1 protein-coding gene is annotated in these 250 nt (G+C 50.8%); it reads left to right on the top strand.

Features of this window, described 5'->3' with window-relative positions:
• A partial coding sequence (locus AC1RP1_RS08435) for a hypothetical protein (protein WP_481762796.1) occupies positions 1-250 on the top strand: 250 nt, incomplete at both ends.

Below are 250 nucleotides of genomic sequence, written 5' to 3'. Positions count from 1 at the left end.
GCATCGGATGACGGTGCGCCGCATCAAGGAAGTGAAGGAGCGACTGGCGGAACTGGAAACGCAACTGGCCGATGAAGAAGCATTAAAGCATCTCGTTCATGGCTTCCAAGACAAGAACATGAAGAAGATGGCTATCGAAGCTATCTCGCAACGCCTAATGGTCTTGATCAACCGTTATGCGTCGATGGTGTTCCCGGAACAGTTCCAATTCGAGTTCCAGTGGGATACCGATATTCGGATCATCGTGCAC

This window comes from Dellaglioa sp. CoH-56-MRSF-13, from assembly GCF_056782095.1.
This window is presented reverse-complemented; position numbering and strand designations above follow the sequence as displayed.